Raw genomic sequence first — 21,086 nt, 5'->3', positions numbered from 1 at the left:
TTATTCTCCTAACGTTTGGTAGATTTCTCTGACGAGGACTTCCGTATTCTCCCAGCCAAGGCAAGGGTCTGTGATAGACTTGCCAAATACTTCCGGTTCGTTTTGACGGCCGTCTTCTAGATAAGACTCAATCATAAAGCCACGAACGTACTGCTTGATTTTTTCATTCCAATCACGATTAATCAAGGTCTGGCGGACAATTCGAATCTGGTCCATGTATTGCTTACCAGAATTGTCATGATTGGTGTCCACAATGATAAAGGGATTTTCCAAGCCCATTTTCTCATACTGGGCAATGGTATCCATCAAATTATCATAGTAGTAGTTAGGAATATTCTTACCATACTCATTGATTGCTCCACGAAGAATGGCGTGCGAAAGCGGGTTCCCAGTTGTTTCTACTTCTTTTCCTAGGAAGAGGAAACTTTGTTTGTTTTGAGCAGCATAAATCCCATTAAACATAACATTGAGATTCCCAGATGTTGGATTTTTAAAGCCAGTCGCGAAATCTGCCCCGCTGGCCACAAAACGGTGTTGCTGGTCTTCAACCGAACGGGCACCAACTGCCATGTAAGAAATCAAATCATCCACAAGAGGAAGATTTTCAGGATAAAGCATTTCATCAGCTGTCGTCATACCTGTTTCCGTGATGACACGATAGTGAAGATGGCGCACGGCTTTGATTCCGTTGATAAGACTAGGGGCTTCTGTCGCATTAGGCTGGTGAATCAAGCCCTTATAGCCATCTCCGTTGGTACGAGGTTTGGCAGTATAAACACGCATAACCATAAAGATACGGTCTGCCACTTCTTCTTGCAAAGCTGCCAAACGCTTAGCGTATTCAAGAACAGCTTCTTCATTGTCAGATGAGCATGGCCCGATTACCAAGAGAATCCGCTGGTCTTCTCCACGTATAATGGCTTCTAGCTCTTGATCGCGCTGTGATTTTCTCTCCAAAGCTTGGCCTTCTAATTTTGATAAGGCACGAACTTCTTCAATATTAATTTTAGGACTTTTTGCTGTAAATACCATAACTCATCTCCTTATAAATCAAACGGATACCAAGTAAAAATTTACTTTTCACAAGGTATCCGCCTCTAAACTATCTCATTTTATTGTCTTTTACCGTGACAGTTTTTAAACTTCTTACCAGAACCACATGGGCAAAGTTCATTCCGTCCAATCTGACTCAAATCCAAATCTTCTGGTATATTTGCTTGGTGGGCAGCGATATTGCGAGTCGCTGTTGTACTGATATGGTGTTCTGCTTGTGGTCTTTCTTGTTCATGAATTTGTGCTTTCATCATCAAGCGTGTCACATCAAACTCAATCGAACCAATCATATCATTGAACATACGGAAACCTTCCGCCTGATACTCAACAACAGGGTTGTTCTGAGCATAGCCACGAAGTCCAACCGCGTTACGCAATTGATCAAGGGCATCGATATGATCTGTCCACTTGTTATCTACCACTCGTAGAATCAAAACTTTTTGGAATTCTTTAACTGCTTCTTCATCGCGTAGTTTTGAAACCTGACTATCGTAAACTTGCAAGGCACGTTGGAAAAGCTCTTCCTTGATGGCCTTATCAGACAAGCCAGACAAGTCTTCTATCGTGATAGAATCTTCTGGAAGCAAGTTGTACTTAGCAAAGTTCAAAATTGCTTCAAGTTTTTCGTCTTGTTTAGCACGCGCATGACCATCAACGACACGACCAATCGTGCGTTTGATCATAGAGTGAATTTCAGGTGCCAAGTCACGGTCTGCAGTGATAACATCGTAACGTTGAGCGTAGATAATCTCACGTTGTTCACGCATGACGTCATCGTATTGAAGGACTTGTTTACGGGTATCGTAGTTATTTCCTTCGACACGTTTTTGCGCTGCCTCAACCTGACGTGTCAACATACGAGACTCAATGGCCTCTTCAGACATATTCAAGCGTTCAAAGATTCCCTTCAAGCGTTCAGAACCAAAACGTTTCATCAAATCATCTTCAAGAGATAGGTAGAATTGTGACTCACCTGGGTCTCCTTGACGACCTGAACGTCCACGAAGCTGGTTATCGATACGACGGCTTTCATGACGTTCTGTACCAATAACACAAAGTCCACCCAATTCGCGAACCCCTTCACCAAGCTTGATGTCAGTACCACGACCGGCCATGTTGGTTGCGATAGTAACGGCACCACGTTGACCAGCATTCATGATAATTTGAGCTTCTTTATAGTGGTTTTTGGCATTCAAGACTTCGTGAGGAACACCAGCTGCGACCAATTTCTTAGAAATGTAGTCACTGGTTTCAACCGCTACTGTACCAACCAAGACAGGCTGACCTTTTTGGTAACGAGCCTTAACATCTTCGACAACCGCCTTAAACTTAGCCTCGATACTTGCATAAAGAAGGTCTGAGTGGTCAATACGTTGAACAGGACGGTTTGTTGGGATTGGAATAACACGAATGTTGTAAATTTCACGGAATTCTTCTTCCTCAGTCTTACCTGTACCTGTCATACCAGACAATTTCTTGTACATACGGAAAAGGTTTTGGTAAGTGATTGAGGCAGATGTCTTGGTTTCATCCTGAATTGGCACACCTTCTTTAGCTTCAATAGCTTGGTGCAAGCCATCAGAATAACGACGACCTTCCATGGTACGACCTGTAAACTGGTCGACAATCAAGATTTCTTGCTCTTCGCTCACCACATAGTCAATATCGAGAAGCATGATGTAGTTGGCACGAAGGGCATTATCGATAAAGTGAGTCAAAGCTACGTTTTCGATGTCATAGAGGTTTTCAAGTTTGAAGTAGCTTTCAGCCTTGTCAATCCCTGAATCAGACAAACCAATAGTCTTAGACTGCACATCGATGATATAGTCGTCTTTGTCCAAAGATTTTACATAGTGGTCTGCCATGTGGTAGAGCTGACTAGTTTCAACCGCATTAGCACCTGATACGATCAAAGGTGTACGCGCCTCGTCAATCAAGATTGAGTCAACCTCATCGACCAAGGCATAGTTAAGCGGACGTTGTACCATGTTTTCAGCGCGAACGACCATGTTATCACGAAGGTAGTCAAATCCAATTTCTGAGTTGGTTGAGTAAGTAATATCACACTCATAGGCTTCTTTTTTCTCCATTGGAGATTTGGCAGCCAAGTTAATCCCTACTGACAAACCAAGCCATGAGTACAATTCACCCATCTCAGTCGCGTCACGTTCTGATAGGTATTCATTGACCGTAACTACGTGAACCCCTTTACCTGAAAGGGCATTGAGGTATACCGGCATAGTCGCAGTCAAGGTTTTCCCTTCCCCTGTACGCATCTCTGGCACGTCACCATGGTGAAGAACGATTCCACCCATAACCTGAACCTTATATGGGAATAGACCTAGGACACGTTTGGCACCTTCACGGACAACCGCAAATGCTTCATAAAGCAATGAATCCAGTGATTCTCCATTTTGATAACGTTCTTTAAATTCAACTGTTTTTGCTTTTAGTTGGTCATCTGTCAAAGCAGCCATTTGGTCTTCGTATTTGAAAACCTTGTCAGCCATCTTTTCCAGACGACGGATTTCTCCTTTATCATTTTCGATAATTGTTTTTAAAATATTAGCCATGTTTTTCCTTACTTTAAATTCCGAATATTTTAGAATGTTCTTTTAATTTTAGCACAATTACTGATTATTTTCAAGGAAGAATCCCCATTTTGAAAAGGAAAAAGAGGCTAGTTTCCAAGCTAACCTCTCTGATTTTTATGACTGATTAATTGCCAAAAATCGGCAAAATGGCAAATAGGATAAATAGATTTATCCAAAAAGAAAGACAACAGATAAGTCCAAAAACAAAGAGACTGACTTTCTTGGACAGCAAGGCCATCAAAATCGACAGAATTCCAAAAACTAGTAAAACTTTCTGCATGATTAAGAGATTGATAGATATTCCCAGAACTGGTTTATCCCAAGGAACAAAGAAGAAAGCCAGCCAGATCAGCAGAACTAAACCAATATAGACCTTAGAATAGCGTGTAATAAATGATTTTAGATGTTCCATAAGCCACCTCCTAGGATTGTATATCCTTTAAATATTGTATATGCCCATTTTCGACAACTAATACATCTGTACAAAGATCTGAAATATCTTCCGATATATGCGACGTCAGGATAACCAAACCATTTTCTTTTTTCAGATAAGATAAAATGACCTGTTTGGTTAACCTCACACTCTTCTCATCCAAAGCATTCATAGGTTCATCAAGAAAGAGTATAGATGGTTCGGCAATAAAGGCTTGAATCAAAGCCATTTTTTGTTTCGTTCCTAAGGATAAATGACGGTATTCAACGTCTTCAAATTCCTGTAAATCATAGTATTGAATCCAATAGGCAATTCTTTTTTCCGTAACTTTAGATGAAAAATACCTTAACAGTTCCAAATTTTCTCTCAGGGATAAATGAGATAGAAACTCTACCTTTTCAATTAAAATCCCTGCATCCTGAATATAATGATTTTTCACCCCGTAAACTTTGCCATCTTGAAGAACTTTTCCTTTGTCAAGCTTAATATAACCAGCAAGTACCTTTAAAAGAACCGTCTTGCCAGATCCATTATCACCTTTAAGGCCATAAATTTTTCCTGATTGAAAGACCAGATTTAACTGATTTAAAATAGGTCTTTTCCCGTAATTTTTCTGTCCATTTATAATTTCAAGTCTCATCGTTTATCCTTTCTTAAATTTCTCTTCCAACCGACTAACAATCAACACAACTAATAAACTTAGGAGTCCTAAATACACTGTTACAATATGATCCATCATCCATTCTTGTCCCACAAATGCTAAAAAATAGAGAAAAAACGAGAAGCCAGCACCCATACTAATAAGTGCTATCAGATAAGACAGTAACAAATACAAGATCATTAACTGAGCAAGTAAAAAGAAAAGTGTGACTGTTTTGAAATGAATTCCTAGCGGAAATAAACCAAGGAACCAGACAAATAAATTTTGAGTAAAAAATTTAGAAATGACAACCAATCGTTTCCTTGTATAATCGAAAAAGGAGCTTGATTGATATCGAATCAAGTGATGGTAATGGTCTGCCAAATCAGTTTCAAATAAAATGACAGAGAGCCATCCTACCATGAAAATAGAAAGGTTTAACAAGAGTTTGGGGATTTCTAAATTCACTTCAGAATAGTCATTATAGGAAAAGATTGAAATCAATTCTCTCTTAAAAAAGAGAAAAACATCCTGCTTTTGAAGCGCTGTTGACAATAGATAGTTGGTCAAAATCATCATCAGAACTATACGAAGTAGTAAAACGATCTTTCTCTTTAGCAAAATATTGTTAAAATTCTTAAACATTATCTTCATATTTTTCAAGCACCATATAAGAGACGATGTAAAGGATGTAAGGAGTAAAGAGTCTCATCAAACTTACATCCCCATAGCTAGCTTGCATCAAACTCGTCATAGGAACCATATAGTATGGCAAGATACTATAGAGTAGCATAGAACCAAGCCAAAGAAACATCAAATAGGCAATTGCCGAACGAGTCACATTCCCTAAATAATCAACTATTTTTAAAAAATAGACCGTATTGATGAAGATACCGATTAGAAGGACACACATAAAAAACAAATAACTTTTTATTTCTCCATCTAGAAGCCTTTGTAAACTACTTCCATCAGAAAATAGGGAATTCCATTCCAGAGGAGAAAAAGTCCCAAAGAAATAGGTTATGATTGCAATTATCAGCACAGTCACTAAATATATCACACAAGGGATACTTGCAACTTGAAAAGTCAACTTTCTTTTTAACCCTTGATAACTCACTTCTCTTCCAATACTCAATCGTAAAACTTTATTTTTCAGCTCAATATATTGAAAACCTAGCAAAGAAATGATGATTGGAATAATAAATGATTGATAAAAGCCTAGATTGAACTGGAGAATACGAAAATCTAACGCTGATTTTAATAAGTCATTTTTAATTGCTTGTCCATCAAATTTGGCTAGATCAGGCGCATGAATATCAAAAAAGAAATAAGTCATCAAGAAATCACGATAAACCAAAGCAAGAAAAATCAAAGTAAACAAGACATAAACAAATTTATGCCTTGCCAAAGTTAAGAGAGGAATCTTCATAAGCCACCTCCTAAAAATAAAAACCGATATAAATCAATGCCTTCCACCCTTGGACTTCCCTAGTTCCTGTCTCAGGCGAAACATTTTTTTGAAACAGAAATAAGTTAACCTATTCATACCAATAGCTAGCAGAATAAAAAGAAACCAAATGCCCCATAACTTGATATCTGTCACATTTCTCAAGACGATATTGAAAAACAGAACTGAAACAACTGTCCAAGCAAGGCTAAAAAGAGCATAGAGGGGGATGTAAAACCAGTAAAAATAGTAAAAAATTGGGAAAAATTTACTATTTCTGTTGGCCTTTTCAATCCAGTTATCAAAATAAAAGTAAGGTGCTAAAAATAAGAATTTAAACAAATGTTTCATCACTAGCCCCTCTCTATTTGACAGCGCTTTCTTTACCTTCATTCTATCAAAAAAAATCTGGAAATGTCATTCCAGATTCTACTTTTTTATTTACGTTTTCTTGCGATGAGATGGATTGGTGTTCCTTCAAAGACAAAGGCCTTGCGGATTTGATTTTCCAAAAAACGTAGGTAAGAAAAGTGCATAAGTTCTTCTTCGTTGACAAAGATAACAAAGGTTGGTGGTTTAGTTGCCACTTGAGTCGCATAGAAAATCTTGAGACGTTTTCCTTTGTCTGTCGGTGTTGGGTTGATGGCAATGGCATCCATGATGACATCGTTCAAGACAGCTGATGGAATACGTGTGTTTTGACTTTCGCTGATTTGTTTGATCATCTCAGGAAGTTTGTGAAGACGTTGCTTGGTCAAGGCTGAGACAAAGATAATCGGTGCGTAAGGCAAGTATTGGAACTGCTCACGGATATCTTCTTCCCAGTTTTTCATAGTGTGGTTGTCTTTTTCAAGTGTATCCCACTTGTTGACCACGATAATCATCCCTTTACCAGCTTCATGGGCAAATCCTGCAATACGCTTGTCGTATTCACGGATTCCTTCTTCCGCATTGATGACCATCAAGACCACATCTGAGCGGTCAATAGCACGCATGGCACGCATGACAGAGTATTTCTCGGTATTTTCATAAACCTTACCAGACTTACGCATACCAGCCGTATCAATCATGGTAAACTCTTGACCATCTGTATCTGTAAAGTGGGTATCAATGGCGTCACGCGTTGTTCCAGCAACAGGACTGGCAATAACACGGTCTTCGCCCAAAATAGCGTTAATCAAGCTTGATTTTCCAACATTGGGACGTCCAATTAGGCTAAACTTAATCACATCTGGATTTTCTTCTTCATATTCATTTGGAAGATTTTCTACGATGGCATCTAGCACATCCCCTGTACCGATACCATGGACAGATGAGATAGGCAATGGTTCGCCCAAACCGAGGGCATAGAAATCATAGATATCATTTCGCATCTCAGGGTTGTCCACCTTGTTAACTGCGAGGATAACTGGTTTGTGGGTCTTATAAAGTTTACGGGCTACGTATTCGTCTGCATCGGTAATTCCTTCCTTACCAGACACGACAAAGACGATAACATCGGCTTCTTCCATGGCAATTTCTGCCTGGTGCTTGATTTGTTCCATGAAAGGAGCATCGACATCATCGATTCCTCCTGTATCAATCATGCTAAAGGAACGATTGAGCCACTCACCCGTCGCATAGATACGGTCACGTGTTACTCCTTCGACATCTTCTACAATGGAGATTCGCTCACCAGCGATCCGATTAAATAGGGTTGATTTCCCAACATTGGGACGTCCTACAATGGCAATAGTTGGTAGGGCCATAATTTCTCACTTTCTACAATAACTTCTTCTGTTCAAGATTTTTTCTAGTTGAGCTTGGTTCTGCTTGACCAAACTGTTCTGCTAGACGCTGACTCCAGCTTGTGGTCGCACGCGCCCCAGCATAGTCAGCCTGTACACGGTCATAAGCTTCGATTGCCTCAGTTGACTGTTCTTGGTATTCTTCCTCAAAAACCATCTGATGCAATGGCAAGCGAGGTTTGACTTCATGTTCTTCATTTGGTAGTCCTAGTGCCATCCCAAAGACAGGATAGGTGTAGTCAGGCAAATTAAAGAGTTCTGCTACTTCTTCGGACTTGTATCGAACCAAGCCAATAATGACACCACCATAGCCCAAGCTTTCAGCTGCCAGCAAGGCATTTTGACCTGCAAGGGCCGCATCGACCGAACTAATCAAAAGACCTTCTACACCTTGGGGTTGGAATGTATCGGTATGAAGCTGGGCTCCCTTTTCTGCTCTGTTCAAATCTCCGACAAAGAGAAGAAAAACAGCTGACTGGCGAATGGCTTCTTGAGGCACCAATTCATACAAGGCATCTTTCTTTTCTTGACTTCGTACCACAATCACAGAGTAGGATTGGAAATTCTTCCAAGACGAGGCCATCTGGGCTGCTGTCAAGATTTCAGTCAAGTCTTCTTGAGGAAGGGCTTGCTCCTTAAATCTGCGCACTGAAGTGTGAGCCTTCATCAATTTGATTGTTTCTGTCATCGACGGTTCACTCCTTCTAAACGAGTCTCCTCAGCCAAATAACGGATGCGTTCCATGACGCGTCTGGCTTCCCAGGTTTCGTTATTTCCATGTTTCCCTTTAGCGAAATGCAGCTCCAATTCTTCAAAGTCGAAGTTGGATGTGAAAAAGGTCGGTAAATTTTCCTGCATCCGATATTGGAGAATGACTTGCAGGATTTCATCACGTACCCAAGCTGTTGATTGCTCGGCACCAATATCATCTAAAATCAGGACTTCAGAAAGCTTAAGCTCGTCCACCAAGGTCTTAACATTGCCATCACCGATAGCATTTTTGACATCAATGACAAAGCTAGGATAGTGGAGGAGAGTTGATGAAACACCACGTTTTTCTGATAAATCATGAGCTAAGGCAGCCACCATGAAACTTTTACCCACACCAAAGTCTCCATACAAGTAAAGACCTTTTTGAATAGCTGGATATTGCTCCACGAAGGCTAATAGCTTTTCAAAAACTGGCAAGCGCCCCAAATCATCCAAATCTACTTGAGCTAAACTAGCTTTCTTGAGAGTAGCTGGCAGATTGATTAACTTGAGGCGGTTCTTAATAGCCGCTTCTTTTTCAGCTGCGATTAGTTCAGGAGTTTCTTCATATGAGACATCCGCATAGCCATGATTCATAACCAAAATCGGCTTGTAGCCTTTGGCAATATAATCCGTATCACCACGGAGAAATTTGTCGCGCTCGGTGATGTACTGATTAAACTTGGAGATACTGCGATTTAATTCCTCGGGAGTCAAGGATTCTTGCTGGATAAAGGCCGCAACATCGGGGTCCTTCATGATTTTCTGGACCAAATCTTGATAATGAAAACGGCTAGGTTGACGTTTGAGTACGTCTCCGACACTTTCCATCTAATCTCCTCCTTTTTCTAATCGAGCTAATAGTTCTTGTTTCTTACGTTCTAGTTCCAAACGAGTTTCCTCGCTGGTTTCATTTTTATAATCTGGATTGCTCCACTTGGGTACATTGGACTTGGCAGGACTAGGGGTACTGCTTTTTTGAGCCTGATTCTTCTGCCCTCTCTCACGGATTCGCAAGACTGCCTCTTCTGCTGAATGGATCTTTTGATAGGCATAGTCATTGGCCACTTTCATGGCATATTTCTCATTGATGTTTGCCGAATCTACCTTATTAAAAGTCAACAAGAGAATAATATTGATGACTTCGTCCAGCAAGCCCAAACCAGCCATCTGTTGCAAGAGTTCTCTTTCTGTTTGGGTAATACTTGCCTTGCGTGTTTGCTTGATTTCTGCCAAGAACTGCAGGGCAGTCTTACTTTTGGCTTCCTTGATAATGGTTGCTTCCTTAGGACTAAAGTCAGAGGAAATCGGTTTTTGAGCGATTTTTTCCCGCATGCGTTTGGTTGAAATAACCTGGGAAACAGCTGTTGACTTGGCCAATTGATAAGTTTCAAACCAAGTCCATTTCTTCTCCTCAGCAATGGCAAAGAGGTTCAAAACATCGGACTGCTCATCCGCAAAGCGAAGCCCATCTCGAGCCATAAGCTGACGAAAATGGTCCAAGTCAAAATCGTTGGCCACTTTCTTCTTGAGACCAAGGTCTTCTTGATTTCCTAATTCTGCCAAATCTGGAAAGACTTGATTGAGTGAGACAGGTATTTCTTCACCATCAGCACTTTCAACTTTCAAATCCTCCACAGCTGCATCACCAATCTTTTTCTCTAAAAGTCTGCGATAAACAGGATGTTCCAAGAAATCCTGACTTGAAAGAGGAGCATGGAGGGCTAGCTGATAAACCTCTCCCTTTTGATAGAGGGTCAAGAGATTGAAAGCAGATAGGATTTTCAAGGATTTTATCAGTCTATCCATCCCAAAGTTGAGATGGTTAAGAATGCTTGAAAAAAGATATTCCTTTCTACCATTATCCCAAAAACTAATGGTATAAAGATAAAGGCTCAGTGCCTCCTGACCGATAATCGGGAGGTAGCACTGTACCAGAGATGAGGTATCTTGCGACACCCGATTATTCTTTAGATAAGAAAAACGGTCAATTGGCTTCATTTATCTTTCCTTTTTCTTTTTAGAGGACTGGGTGATTTGTTGGAGCAAGCTCTCTAACTCACTGACATCCTTAAAACTACGATAGACACTGGCAAAACGCACATAGGTAATCTCGTCCAGTTCAGCCAACTCCTCCATGACGAGTGAACCAATGTCCTCACTTTGAATTTCATTTTCATTTCGACCACGGAGTTTCTGTTCGATACGATTGACTACCATGTTGATTTCATCACTTGACACAGGACGTTTCTGGGCTGAGCGGATAATCCCATTAAAGATTTTATCTCTGGAGAATTGTTCCCGTGTGCCATCTTTTTTAACAACCACTAAAGTTCTTTCTTCTACTCGTTCGTAGGTTGTAAAACGGTGTTGGCATTCATCGCACTCACGTCTTCTACGAATGGTATTCCCTTCTTCTGCTTGGCGACTATCGATAACACTTGACTTGGTAGCCCCACATTTTGGACAACGCATCCTTTCCCTCCTTATCGTTTTCTTTTCATTATACCATTTTTTAAACGATACCCAAAACAATTCTTCTTTTTGCTTGACAAGTTTTTTGTTTTGTTGTATTATTTAATTAAGACAAAGAGATAAAAGAAAGGAGACCAAGATGTCCTGGACATTTGACAACAAAAAACCCATTTATTTACAGATTATGGAGAAAATCAAGCTTCAGATTGTTTCCCATACACTGGAACCCAATCAACAACTTCCAACCGTGAGAGAGTTGGCTAGCGAGGCTGGTGTCAATCCAAACACCATCCAAAGAGCCTTGTCAGACCTCGAACGAGAAGGATTTGTCTACAGCAAGCGCACAACTGGACGATTTGTGACTGAGGATAAGGAACTGATTGCCCAATCGCGCAAACAACTATCCGAAGAACAATTGGAACACTTTGTTTCCTCCATGACCCATTTTGGCTATGAAAAAGAAGAACTACCAGGCGTAGTCGGCGATTATATTAAAGGAGTTTAAGCCTATGTCATTACTAGCATTTGAAAATGTATCCAAATCTTATGGAGCAACCCCAGCCCTTGAAAATGTTTCCCTTGACATCCCAGCTGGAAAAATTGTTGGTCTCCTTGGGCCAAATGGCTCAGGGAAAACAACCTTGATTAAACTAATCAATGGCCTCTTACAACCAGATCAAGGACGCGTCCTTATCAACGACATGGACCCAAGCCCAGCAACCAAGGCCATCGTAGCTTATTTGCCTGATACAACCTATCTTAATGAACAAATGAAGGTCAAAGAAGCCCTAACCTACTTCAAGACCTTCTATAAAGATTTCAATCTTGAACGTGCCCATCATCTACTTGCAGACCTCGGTATTGATGAAAATAGTCGTCTCAAGAAATTATCAAAAGGGAATAAGGAAAAGGTACAACTGATTTTGGTTATGAGCCGTGATGCTCGTCTCTATGTTCTGGACGAACCCATCGGTGGGGTAGACCCAGCAGCCCGTGATTATATCCTCAATACTATTATCAACAACTACTCCCCAACTTCTACCGTTTTGATTTCTACCCACTTGATTTCTGATATCGAGCCAATCTTGGATGAAATTGTCTTCCTTAAGGATGGAAAAGTCGTCCGTCAGGGTAATGTAGATGATATTCGCTATGAGTCAGGTGAATCCATTGACCAACTCTTCCGTCAGGAATTTAAGGCCTAAGCAAAGGAGATTATTATGTTTTGGAATTTAGTTCGCTACGAATTTAAAAATGTTAACAAGTGGTATTTAGCCCTTTACGCTGCTGTTCTAGCCCTTTCCGTCCCCCTAGGAATGCAAGGACACTACTATAATTATATATCTGTCAAAGAAAGCCAACCTGTCCTATTTATCTTTCTGGCTCTCGTCTTTGGTGGCTTGATAATTACACTTGGGATTTCAACTCTTTTCTTGATTATCAAACGCTTCAAAGGTAGTGTCTATGACCGCCAAGGCTATCTGACTTTGACCTTGCCAGTTTCTGAGCACTATATCATCACAGCTAAATTAGTCGGAGCTTTCATCTGGTCTATACTTAGCTCGGCTGTACTGGCTCTAAGTGCTTTTCTTATTGTGACTATAACGGTTCCAGAATGGATGTCAAATTCTGACTTGATTCCACTTCTAGGAACATACCTTCCTCAACTCTCTCTTGTGGGGTTATCCCTCCTACTAAATACCATTTCCAGTATCCTCTGCATCTACTTGGCTATTTCCATCGGACAACTTTTCAACGAATACCGCACAGCACTCGCTGTTGCAGCCTATATTGGTATCCAAATCGTCATTGGCTTTATTGAAGTCTTCTTCAATACCAGTGCGAACTTCTATGTCAATTCACTTGCAGGATTTAATGATAATTTCTATATGGGAGCAAGTACAGGCATTTTTGAAGAACTCATTTTCATAGCTATCTTTTATCTCGGAACCTACTATATTTTGAGAAACAAGGTTAATTTGCAATAATTTTTAAATCAAAAAGGATAACATCTCATCGCAGAGAGGCTATCCTTTTTTCTTTTATCTCATTTTCTGTCTAACTTTATTTTAAAAACAAATCCTTTTAAATCTGATTTAAAGGTCTTGTTTAATTTCTCTATTGTGACACTATCATTATATTCCTTACATATTTTCATAGCTTTGGAACATTCTTTTTTACCTAACTCTACTTGATTCGTTTTTATGAGATAAATACCTTTTAAAAAAAGTAAATAAGTCTTTTCAAAATAATATCCTTGTCTGGTCAGTAAATTTTCTAAATCATCTATAAAAAATTGAGCGCTATCTAACAAATTATTTTTTAATAATAATTCTAAATTAAATAAATATAAAGGAATTACTCTATGTGTTCCCATATCTGTTTTTAAAAAATGTCGTGTTTTCTTGATTACCACTCTATATAATAAGCTTATGGTCTTAGTGTTCATAAAAAACACCGAATTATAGAAAATTTTCAGTTCATACTCCATCCAATTATCTACAGAAAGCAGATACTTGATTAGCTCATTACATTTAGAGGCATTATAAGGAAGATTTGCAAGGCGATTAATCTGTTGTTCAGCAATCGATTTTATGTGACAATTGCATAAACTTTTTTCCTGCTTTTGTTTTAGCTCTATTTTCTTTATTAGTTCTTGTAACAAAATGATATCTGAAGAATTTACAGCATGTTCTAGTTCTTCAAAAAAACATTCTTTTTTAGAATAATAGCAATGAACTAATTCTTCAAATTCCGAAAATGAGATCCCCAGGCGATTTAACAACATGTAAAAATGATCAATAGATAATTTTGTAATCCCATTTTCGAAACGAGAAATAGTTGACTCACTAATCTTATCACAAGCCAAATCTTTAAGACGAAAATTTTTTGAAATACGGATATCCTTTAAAACTGCTCCAAAATTTTCCATAGTATTCCTCTTCCATTTCTGCAAAAAATTAAACCTGTTTTTTTATTTGTGATATGATTATGATTATACAAAAATAAAACAGAAAGGACAATATGATTATGAAAAAAATTTTATTGTCATCAGTTGCTTTACTGAGCCTAGTGACAACACTACCAGTAAATAGTCCAGTTTCTGCTCAAGAATCTATCTCTCCCTAGGCTTATAGTCACTCCAATGGCAGTTAGTTTCAATCAAAAGGTCGTTGGTGATATACACATTCTGACAGTTCTTACACTAAAACAGGTGAAACATCAACAAGAGTAGTGCCTATTGAAGATGTTAATACTATGTAAAAGGTTTTTAGTAACCAAAACTTTAGTAAAGTTGTTCGTTTCCCAGATAAAACTAAGTCCGAGATTATTGCAAAAATGCAAGAGCTTTTCAAATCTTCTAGCGAAAGCGATGCGAACTATCTTTACCTATGGGAAGATAGCTTTTAGTAGCTATAAAACGGCATTTTCAGGTTGGGATCCGCTTCAAAATAGAATGATTTCGCCTATGGCAGACACCAACGCTAACGGAAAAATCACTTTAGAGGAACTGTATCAATACTCTTATCCTCTAGTACTTGAAGATGCATCAAAAATTCACGAAGAGCAACATGTATCAGTTTATCCAGAAAACAGCCAATTTGTTTTATTCCAAAAATAAGGAGTTAAGAAAATGAAAGTATCAAAAAAAATCACACTATTTGGTTTGTCTCTAGCAGGTCTAGCTTTACTAGCTTTCCCTCATTCAGGAAAAGCCTTTGAGCTTAAAGAAGTTTGGCATGTTAAAGGAGGAGTTGTGTATCAAGATGACAAAATTCTTCGATTTAACAATGGCCATAGCGTAGATATCAAAGTCTTGGATTTGCCAAAAACTGAGAAAATCGAGTGGACGGTCAGTCTCAATGGTCAAGATCAAACTGTCAATTTCCTAAGTCAAGAAGTGGATAGAACCATCGGAGAAGAAGGACGTTACCTGAATTTCTATGTACCTTATGGCTATAGAGGAGATATCAAGGTAGAAGCCAAGAGCGGAAATGAAGTAAAAACCTGGTCCACTAAAGTAGTTGATGATGTATATAATGGTGGAAAGAGTGGCTACTACCATATTAAAGAATCAAATAATCAATACACCTACCTTGATACTAAATGGGACTATCAAACCAAGACCTACACTGCTACCTTACCAGAGACTCTCAATGGTCAAAAAGTCTATGCTTGGGCAGAGGAGTATGATAATATTAAACTTGTAAAACCAGGGACTATCAGTCATTTCTACAAAGGGGGGGAGTCTTCAGAGAACTTTATCCGATTCTAAAAGCAGAAAGCTGGCTAAATCTAAAAAATAATCAAGGTGAAAAGTGGTACTATCAAAAACAAGGTCAACTAGTTCAAAATGCTTGGGTTAAGGACAGTGGAACTTGGTACTTTATGAATGATAACGGAGTCATGTTCAATCAAACTTGGCTCTATCAGGGTGGCAACTGGTATGCCTTTACATCATCAGGAGCCATGATTGCTAGTGATTGGCTATATGATAATCACTCTTGGTATTACCTAAAAGACTCAGGTGCTATGGCAACAGGTTGGATGAAAGATAGTGGCTCTTGGTATTACCTAAACAAGTCAGGTTCAATGGCGACAGGCTGGGTGAAAGATAGCGGCTCTTGGTATTACCTTGCTTCATCAGGTAAGATGCTTCACAATACCTACACACCAGATGGCTACTATGTAGATGCCAGTGGCGCTTGGAAATAATCTAAAGTACACATTTTTTTCCATCAACTATTAGTGTACCTGCCCAGACTAAATGTTATCAGAGATGCAAGAAATCTAGATAATAATACAAAAAGCGAATCGAAACAATGAATTCTGTTTTGTTCGCTTTTTGTATTCTATTCGAGAAATTATGGAAAAGAACCTCTCCTACTTATTAGACTTTTATTCAGTCTAGATTTATAAAAGATAATCTAGATTGAATATTCTATAGAAAATTAAATGCGTTATACCAAACAATGTTTCGTTGTTTTTTATTTCTTTATCATCCACTATAAAATTAGTGAAATACTAATTTTTATGATATACTAGCGATAATAAATAGTTATCATTAGGAGAAAGTTATGGATATTACAATTATTATTCCAATGAAAGATACCGAAGATCAAATAATGAAATGTTTAGATTCTATCAAAATCAATACGCTTTCTAGGGATAGGTATGAAGTCATCATTATTGACGATGCATCAAAGCAACCTTCAGAATTTTTATCAGAAAAATATGATATTCATTATTTTTATTCTAAAAAAAGTTTAGGAGCAGGGGGAGCCCGAAATTTAGGAATAAGGATGGCTCGTGGGAAATACATATGTTTTATAGATAGTGATGACTGGATTTCCTACGATTATTTAGAAAAAGGTCTAACGTATATGGAGCAATGTGCATCTGAAATTGGAATGTTTACTTTAAAACGTGAATACGACGACATAAAGGATATAATCTACAAGTGTAAGTATAATACTTTGCTACAATTAGGACCTGAAGAGAGTATAAAGGTAATGGCAAAAGAGTATAACTTTGATGTAAACATAGTTCCATCAACAACTAATAAAATCTACCTACGTCAATTTTTAATTGACAATAGTATATTATTTCCTGAGAATCGTAAATTTGAAGATTTACTATTCAGTATTAAGACGATGCTTGCAGCCTCTAAATTAATTTGTATTCCTGATGCAACTTACTTTCATTATCGACGTAAGGGATCAATTGTCCAATCTTTTGAACACAAAAATAGCGAAGATATGTTATTCATTTTGAAAGAAATTAAAGTGTATTTAGAAAACAATAATTATTTTGAAATTTATAAGAAAAGCTTCTATCTTTTTTGTGAACATTTTATGAACCTAATCATTAGACAAATTAATGAATTTTGTAGTGATGAAAATATTAAAAAAGCTGAAATGACTTTTATTGTTAAAAATTTATTACAGCAAATTAACTTAGATGAGTATCTTGCCTCTATTTCAGCAGAAAAACTTAGGATGCATATTCAACCTTACATCATTGATACAAATATACTATAAACATAAATTGTTCTACATGTTCTATTAAATTAATCCTAATATCAGGAAAGTATTTTGTAAATATATTGTAATTTTTGTATTTAAAAATTACATATGATTCCTAATAAAAATGTGTTAGCAATTCATTGGAAATCATATGGGACAAATATATTTTAATATTTAAAAATTGAAATGACTACGCTAGAATAGGTATATGGAGTATTCGAACGTAATCACTTTACTGTATTAATAATTAGACTCCCTTACCATATTGAACGAGGATCAAAATAAAACGTATTATCTTTCAGCTCACCACCTAAATAAAATTCAACATGAGCTGGTGAACAACTTAGTTTAAGATTGTGTAAATTAATATTTTTATAATGATTAGGAAGAGGGGAACTATCAATTAATCTCAATTTGTTTTCAATTTCTAGATATTGATTATTTTGGACTAATTCTAAATAATTAAATATGTTAGCAAAAAATAGTTGTTGACGAGCCCTGTAGGGACGTTTCCCCGAATCGTAGATTTCTTTGATTAAGTTTTTAAGAGTTGTTTGATCATCTAAAATGATAGCTCCAGCTACCAATCCGAGAATATACTTTTTATAGTCGTTAAGGTAGTCCTTTTTTAAGATACTAACTTTCTGTAGGATAATTAAGAATTGTTCTTGCTTAGGATTCTCTAAAAATTTTATAAATAATTTCTCTATTTCTAAAAAATAATTATATTTATCAATTGAAATAGGTTCAATTTGAAATAAAATTTCTTTGGCAAGTGTTATATTACTTGAATAAAAGATTCTCGCAAGGCGTTGGGTGTAAATTTTTCCATATTCATCTATTTTTGAATAGTTCATAAATTCTTCTAAGAGCTGACAATCTAGTAATAAGGTGTTCTCTGTTTTAATCAGAGCCTCCAAAAATTTTTGGTTAGATTTAATCGTCTGAACTTGATTATGATTTACATTACGATAGGATAACAAATTATGGAACTTCTTGCTATGTTTTCGAAATTGTTCTAAGCGATAGTTTTCATAATCACTATTGATTATTTCATAGACTACATTTAATATAATATTTAAAAAAATTTCAGATTCACTATTATATTTTAATTTTTCATCAAGTATATTGAAAAGTTTTAAAAATTCTGCAGATCCACTACTATCTTGCCCAACATTTGCATTAGCCATTGCAAAAAAATAGTGCAGTAAATAATAATCATTTTGAAATCTATAGAACAACCTCACGTAGTTGTCTCCCCCTTTAAATTTGCGAAGGAGATAGTAAATTGAATGGTATTCTTGATGAGAAAAATATTGTTGAAGCGTAGCAATTGCTTCTTGACTTTTTTCTCTATTCTTATCTATAAATAAAGAGACAAATATTTCTTGGAGAGGATGATTGAAATTTATATTTTCAGAGATAAATAATTCATTCCCATTGTCTATAATCCAGTTCAAGAACTCCTCTAATAAATTAGAAGAGAATGGCACTAGTTGTTGGTTGATGTCAAAAGCTAGAAAATTTTTTTCCAATAAAGATATTGTTGCTTCGCTATATATTTGAATATCATTTGGTGGGAGACTATAGTTCAAGAAAACAGACTTTACTACTTCAAGTTCCTCTTTGCTTAAATCTTCAAAACTTTTAATATTCTCGTTGCTACTGAAATGAATTAATAGTTTAGCGGGTTCGAGTTTTAAGATAGGAAAAGTATTTAAGTCCTGTAATTGTTTTATATTCTTAATGGATTCTTTTAATGGTTCATAGATTGGGTTTATTCCGTCCAGGGATAATGCTTCTGATACGTGAATGACATCTTTTGGAAAAGTTAATGGATTTGTTGAAGTAACGACAAAGAAAATATTGTAATCTTCATTATAGCAAGCTTGAATTATATGTTCAAAAAATTCTTTGTATTCGTTTGATAAAAATTGAAAGTTTTCTACAATAACTAATTTAAAGAATTGAGTTTCTTTAAATTGCTGAAAAAAGTTCGTTAGAATGTCTAATTGAAAATATCTAAAAAGTGCTTCGTAATTTTTAGCTTGATACTGTTGTATAAATGATTTTAAGGAACTACTTAGAGGAGTTGGATAATCTTCTTTGATGACCAGATCATGTAGCAACGGGAACAAAATAAAATGCACTAGCTGAACTAAACTTTCTAAATTGTAGACATCATCCGATGAAAATGATATAAATATTTTGGGGAATTGCTGAATAGTAGGTGATGAAAAATAATTTTTGACTAGATAGCTTTTTCCATATTTATAGGGAGAAATAATTGAAAAAATCTGAGTAGTTTTATGATTCCTAGTTGTTTTACAATATTCTTCCAATCTCTGTCTGACATTCTCTTGTGATTTTATATAAATAGGTTTCATAACAGTATTTTTTATTAAAGTAAAATGCTTAGGACTAAGAATTGAAATTTTGGTATTATTAGATTTCTTACATAAATCGAAAAAATGATAGATAGAATAACTATCTTGATTTTTTTCGTAAATAAAAGAATTATTCTGGCTACCATTGGGTGAAGCATCATACCTATCGTCAGGAACTATTTGAAATTCTATTTGAATATGATTTTCACCAGAATTTACCGGAATCTCCTTAAGAGAAGATGTACCAACAATTCTCCAGGGATATTTTCCTATATTGTTAGGTAAAATTTCTATTATGTCATCATTGTAAGAAAAAAATGAAAAGGACAATCGATAGCGTGTATTGTACGACAGATAGTCTACTGAAAAATTGGGGTTTCGAATGGCATAGGAATTTATCGTGGTCACTTCAACAAATCTAGTTGAAGTAGTTTCAATTTCTGATATATCAATATCTTTTTCTGAGATATTAGAAGAAAAAAATTCTTTGATATATTTGGGATTACGTTTTAACCAACTTTCTAGATTTGTTTTAGTTATAAAATGTACAACCGCTTCGGGAGAAATTTCGGTAATTGCGGTTTTTATATTAATAATATTCTCAGTAGAAATATTCGAATTAGTAACAAAGAAATATTTTTTAACATTTTTTTGTAAGATAGAAGTGACAATAGTCGCATCAAGACGATATCGAGATAGTTTTTCTTTGGAGGTATATTTTGCTTCCATCCACCATCTAATAAATTGGCCGTCTTCTATAAAAAAGACGACCTGCGCATCTCTATTTCCATCACGAGTTTCTTTTGTTGGGGACCAATTTCTCTCACTGGGATAAACTTTTTCAACATATTTTAGTGCTAATACTTCAAAAGTTTTATCATTTTTGGGTTTTAGATATTGCCAAATATTCAATTTTATAAATCTCCTACCGATAACTATTTATTATCACTATACAAAGCACTCAAATAGGTTTATAATAGCATGATTATTGATAAAGGAGATTTTTATGGATTATAAACTTATTTCTACTTACTTAGATTATTGCAAAACTCATAAGCGTTTGAGTTCACACACAATTCGCGCTTATAAAAATGATCTTATGCAATTTTATAACTCAAACTATGATAATGTTGAATCCTATATTGAACACTTAACACAATCTAATATAAAAACGAATACACTAAGAAGAAAAATTGCTTGTATGAAGGTGTTTTATAACTATCTAAAATACCAAAACATAATTGAAGAGAATCCCTTCAATCAATTGCGCTTTCAATTTAGAACTGAAAAAATATTACCTAAAACGATTCCGTATGACATTCTGAAAAGCATTTTTATCTATTTAGAACAGAAAGTAATTGTATCTAAAACTGACTATCAAAAACAAAAAGCCGAAAGAAATCTACTAATTATTTCCCTTTTACTTTCAACAGGCATCAGAATTTCTGAACTTTGCCACATTCATCTCAAAGATATTAATCTTTCCAATAAGAC

Annotated in this window: 20 protein-coding genes and 1 pseudogene; 7 read left to right on the top strand and 14 right to left on the bottom strand. The window is 36.4% G+C overall.

Features of this window, described 5'->3' with window-relative positions:
• From N8M09_RS10355 to nrdR, 12 genes are all read right to left on the bottom strand, one after another.
• Nucleotides 1-1,032, bottom strand: a complete 1,032-nt coding sequence (locus N8M09_RS10355; protein WP_004258559.1) for a 3-deoxy-7-phosphoheptulonate synthase — start codon at nt 1,030-1,032, stop codon at nt 1-3.
• Nucleotides 1,033-1,112: 80 nt separating this feature from the next.
• Entirely contained in the window at nt 1,113-3,626 is a 2,514-nt protein-coding gene (gene secA, locus N8M09_RS10350; RefSeq protein ID WP_077804806.1) for a preprotein translocase subunit SecA, read from the bottom strand.
• A gap of 145 nt (nt 3,627-3,771) precedes the next feature.
• Nucleotides 3,772-4,059 (bottom strand): hypothetical protein, encoded by a 288-nt coding sequence (locus N8M09_RS10345; RefSeq protein WP_061425663.1) that lies wholly within the window; start codon nt 4,057-4,059, stop codon nt 3,772-3,774.
• A gap of 10 nt (nt 4,060-4,069) precedes the next feature.
• The gene (locus N8M09_RS10340) at nt 4,070-4,720 is read right to left on the bottom strand and encodes an ABC transporter ATP-binding protein (RefSeq protein ID WP_261065104.1); all 651 of its coding nucleotides are present in this window, start codon (nt 4,718-4,720) and stop codon (nt 4,070-4,072) included.
• Between the two features lie 3 nt (nt 4,721-4,723).
• Nucleotides 4,724-5,365, bottom strand: coding sequence for a hypothetical protein (locus tag N8M09_RS10335; protein WP_261065109.1), 642 nt, complete (start codon nt 5,363-5,365; stop codon nt 4,724-4,726).
• Nucleotides 5,358-6,149: a hypothetical protein gene (locus N8M09_RS10330; protein ID WP_261065103.1), complete on the bottom strand. Its 792-nt coding sequence runs from the start codon at nt 6,147-6,149 to the stop codon at nt 5,358-5,360. Before N8M09_RS10330 ends, N8M09_RS10335 begins: the two co-directional genes overlap by 8 nt.
• A 33-nt stretch (nt 6,150-6,182) precedes the next feature.
• Nucleotides 6,183-6,518: a hypothetical protein gene (locus N8M09_RS10325; RefSeq protein WP_261065102.1), complete on the bottom strand. Its 336-nt coding sequence runs from the start codon at nt 6,516-6,518 to the stop codon at nt 6,183-6,185.
• Between the two features lie 86 nt (nt 6,519-6,604).
• Nucleotides 6,605-7,915, bottom strand: coding sequence for a ribosome biogenesis GTPase Der (gene der / locus N8M09_RS10320; protein ID WP_001207696.1), 1,311 nt, complete (start codon nt 7,913-7,915; stop codon nt 6,605-6,607).
• A gap of 13 nt (nt 7,916-7,928) precedes the next feature.
• Nucleotides 7,929-8,642 carry an NADPH-dependent oxidoreductase gene (locus N8M09_RS10315; RefSeq protein WP_261065101.1) on the bottom strand — a complete coding sequence of 238 codons (714 nt, stop codon included), beginning with the start codon at nt 8,640-8,642 and terminating at the stop codon, nt 7,929-7,931.
• Nucleotides 8,639-9,535: a primosomal protein DnaI gene (dnaI, locus tag N8M09_RS10310; protein ID WP_261065100.1), complete on the bottom strand. Its 897-nt coding sequence runs from the start codon at nt 9,533-9,535 to the stop codon at nt 8,639-8,641. Before dnaI ends, N8M09_RS10315 begins: the two co-directional genes overlap by 4 nt.
• The gene (locus N8M09_RS10305) at nt 9,536-10,705 is read right to left on the bottom strand and encodes a replication initiation and membrane attachment family protein (RefSeq protein WP_261065099.1); all 1,170 of its coding nucleotides are present in this window, start codon (nt 10,703-10,705) and stop codon (nt 9,536-9,538) included.
• Nucleotides 10,706-11,179 (bottom strand): transcriptional regulator NrdR, encoded by a 474-nt coding sequence (nrdR, locus tag N8M09_RS10300; RefSeq protein ID WP_001203672.1) that lies wholly within the window; start codon nt 11,177-11,179, stop codon nt 10,706-10,708. It abuts the gene before it with no gap.
• Nucleotides 11,180-11,318: 139 nt separating this feature from the next.
• Here nrdR and N8M09_RS10295 point away from each other — a divergent pair, with 139 nt between their 5' ends.
• The 3 genes from N8M09_RS10295 to N8M09_RS10285 are packed head-to-tail and all read left to right on the top strand — an operon-like array spanning nt 11,319 to nt 13,167.
• Entirely contained in the window at nt 11,319-11,684 is a 366-nt protein-coding gene (locus N8M09_RS10295) for a GntR family transcriptional regulator (RefSeq protein ID WP_261065098.1), read from the top strand.
• Nucleotides 11,685-11,688: 4 nt separating this feature from the next.
• Nucleotides 11,689-12,384, top strand: coding sequence for an ABC transporter ATP-binding protein (locus tag N8M09_RS10290; protein WP_004256110.1), 696 nt, complete (start codon nt 11,689-11,691; stop codon nt 12,382-12,384).
• A 15-nt stretch (nt 12,385-12,399) separates the two neighbouring features.
• Entirely contained in the window at nt 12,400-13,167 is a 768-nt protein-coding gene (locus N8M09_RS10285) for a hypothetical protein (protein ID WP_261065097.1), read from the top strand.
• 59 nt (nt 13,168-13,226) lie between these two features.
• On the opposite strand, the gene N8M09_RS10280 is transcribed toward N8M09_RS10285, so the two are convergent.
• Entirely contained in the window at nt 13,227-14,111 is an 885-nt protein-coding gene (locus tag N8M09_RS10280) for a helix-turn-helix domain-containing protein (RefSeq protein WP_261065096.1), read from the bottom strand.
• Between the two features lie 309 nt (nt 14,112-14,420).
• On the opposite strand from N8M09_RS10280, the gene N8M09_RS10275 reads away from it, so the two are divergent.
• The 3 genes and pseudogenes from N8M09_RS10275 to N8M09_RS10265 all read left to right on the top strand — a co-directional run bounded on the left by N8M09_RS10275 (nt 14,421) and on the right by N8M09_RS10265 (nt 17,220).
• A complete protein-coding gene (locus N8M09_RS10275; protein WP_261065095.1) occupies nt 14,421-14,801 on the top strand; it encodes a hypothetical protein in 381 nt (126 codons plus the stop codon).
• Between the two features lie 12 nt (nt 14,802-14,813).
• A pseudogene (locus tag N8M09_RS10270) lies at nt 14,814-15,895 on the top strand (N-acetylmuramoyl-L-alanine amidase family protein).
• A gap of 362 nt (nt 15,896-16,257) precedes the next feature.
• A complete protein-coding gene (locus N8M09_RS10265; protein WP_261065094.1) occupies nt 16,258-17,220 on the top strand; it encodes a glycosyltransferase in 963 nt (320 codons plus the stop codon).
• Nucleotides 17,221-17,462: 242 nt separating this feature from the next.
• On the opposite strand, the gene N8M09_RS10260 is transcribed toward N8M09_RS10265, so the two are convergent.
• A complete protein-coding gene (locus N8M09_RS10260; RefSeq protein ID WP_261065093.1) occupies nt 17,463-20,504 on the bottom strand; it encodes a hypothetical protein in 3,042 nt (1,013 codons plus the stop codon).
• 94 nt (nt 20,505-20,598) lie between these two features.
• Here N8M09_RS10260 and N8M09_RS10255 point away from each other — a divergent pair.
• A partial coding sequence (locus N8M09_RS10255) for a tyrosine-type recombinase/integrase (RefSeq protein WP_261065092.1) occupies nt 20,599-21,086 on the top strand: 488 nt, incomplete at its 3' end.

Source organism: Streptococcus mitis (assembly GCF_946190375.1).
In the GTDB taxonomy this organism is placed as follows: Bacteria; Bacillota; Bacilli; order Lactobacillales; family Streptococcaceae; genus Streptococcus; species Streptococcus mitis_CJ.
The sequence above is the reverse complement of the archived record's forward strand: the minus strand, read 5'-3'. Positions and strand labels throughout refer to the sequence as shown.

Excerpts from the sequence above, each read along its gene's own strand:
- N8M09_RS10355 (WP_004258559.1), bottom strand. The coding sequence starts at position 1,032 with ATGGTATTTACAGCAAAAAGTCCTAAAATTAATATTGAAGAAGTTCGT.
- secA (WP_077804806.1), bottom strand. The coding sequence starts at position 3,626 with ATGGCTAATATTTTAAAAACAATTATCGAAAATGATAAAGGAGAAATC.
- N8M09_RS10345 (WP_061425663.1), bottom strand. The coding sequence starts at position 4,059 with ATGGAACATCTAAAATCATTTATTACACGCTATTCTAAGGTCTATATT.
- N8M09_RS10340 (WP_261065104.1), bottom strand. The coding sequence starts at position 4,720 with ATGAGACTTGAAATTATAAATGGACAGAAAAATTACGGGAAAAGACCT.
- N8M09_RS10335 (WP_261065109.1), bottom strand. The coding sequence starts at position 5,365 with ATGTTTAAGAATTTTAACAATATTTTGCTAAAGAGAAAGATCGTTTTA.
- N8M09_RS10330 (WP_261065103.1), bottom strand. The coding sequence starts at position 6,149 with ATGAAGATTCCTCTCTTAACTTTGGCAAGGCATAAATTTGTTTATGTC.
- N8M09_RS10325 (WP_261065102.1), bottom strand. The coding sequence starts at position 6,518 with ATGAAACATTTGTTTAAATTCTTATTTTTAGCACCTTACTTTTATTTT.
- der (WP_001207696.1), bottom strand. The coding sequence starts at position 7,915 with ATGGCCCTACCAACTATTGCCATTGTAGGACGTCCCAATGTTGGGAAA.
- N8M09_RS10315 (WP_261065101.1), bottom strand. The coding sequence starts at position 8,642 with ATGACAGAAACAATCAAATTGATGAAGGCTCACACTTCAGTGCGCAGA.
- dnaI (WP_261065100.1), bottom strand. The coding sequence starts at position 9,535 with ATGGAAAGTGTCGGAGACGTACTCAAACGTCAACCTAGCCGTTTTCAT.
- N8M09_RS10305 (WP_261065099.1), bottom strand. The coding sequence starts at position 10,705 with ATGAAGCCAATTGACCGTTTTTCTTATCTAAAGAATAATCGGGTGTCG.
- nrdR (WP_001203672.1), bottom strand. The coding sequence starts at position 11,179 with ATGCGTTGTCCAAAATGTGGGGCTACCAAGTCAAGTGTTATCGATAGT.
- N8M09_RS10295 (WP_261065098.1), top strand. The coding sequence starts at position 11,319 with ATGTCCTGGACATTTGACAACAAAAAACCCATTTATTTACAGATTATG.
- N8M09_RS10290 (WP_004256110.1), top strand. The coding sequence starts at position 11,689 with ATGTCATTACTAGCATTTGAAAATGTATCCAAATCTTATGGAGCAACC.
- N8M09_RS10285 (WP_261065097.1), top strand. The coding sequence starts at position 12,400 with ATGTTTTGGAATTTAGTTCGCTACGAATTTAAAAATGTTAACAAGTGG.
- N8M09_RS10280 (WP_261065096.1), bottom strand. The coding sequence starts at position 14,111 with ATGGAAAATTTTGGAGCAGTTTTAAAGGATATCCGTATTTCAAAAAAT.
- N8M09_RS10265 (WP_261065094.1), top strand. The coding sequence starts at position 16,258 with ATGGATATTACAATTATTATTCCAATGAAAGATACCGAAGATCAAATA.